This is a genomic window from Sphingomonas sp. LH128, assembly GCF_000293195.2.
GTDB lineage: Bacteria > Pseudomonadota > Alphaproteobacteria > Sphingomonadales > Sphingomonadaceae > Novosphingobium > Novosphingobium resinovorum_A.
Genome location: NZ_ALVC01000544.1, coordinates 1 through 574 on the forward strand (window position 1 = coordinate 1; position 574 = coordinate 574).

At 51.0% G+C, this 574-nt stretch carries 1 pseudogene; it reads left to right on the forward strand.

Going from position 1 to position 574, the window contains the following annotated elements:
- Positions 1 to 188 (forward strand): annotated as a pseudogene (locus LH128_RS29915) (IS6 family transposase); the annotation flags it as partial.
- Between the last annotated feature and the right edge of the window lie 386 nt (positions 189 to 574).

Sequence of the window (574 nt, forward strand, 5' to 3'; positions counted from 1 at the left end):
CGGCCTATGCCACGATCAAGGGATTCGAAGTCATGCGAGCCCTGCGCAAAGGACAGGCTCGCCCCTGGTGCCTGCAGCCCGGCATCAGGGGCGAGGTGCGCCTTGTGGAGAGAGCTTTTGGCATTGGGCCCTCGGCGCTGACGGAGGCCATGGGCATGCTCAACCACCATTTCGCAGCAGCCGCCTGATCGGCGCAGAGCGACAGCCTACCTCTGACTGCCGCCAATCTTTGCAACAGAGCCAAAAAGAATATATAAGGCTTTTAAAGCTTTTAAGGTTTAACGGTTGTGGACAACAAGCCAGGGATGTAACGCACTGAGAAGCCCTTAGAGCCTCTCAAAGCAATTTTGAGTGACACAGGAACACTTAACGGCTGACATGGGAATTCCACATGTGGAATTCCACATGTGGAATTCCCATGTCAGCCGTTAAGTGTTCCTGTGTCACTCAAAATTGCTTTGAGAGGCTCTAAGGGCTTCTCAGTGCGTTACATCCCTGGCTTGTTGTCCACAACCGTTAAACCTTAAAAGCTTTAAAAGCCTTATATATTCTTTTTGGCTCTGTTGCAAAGATT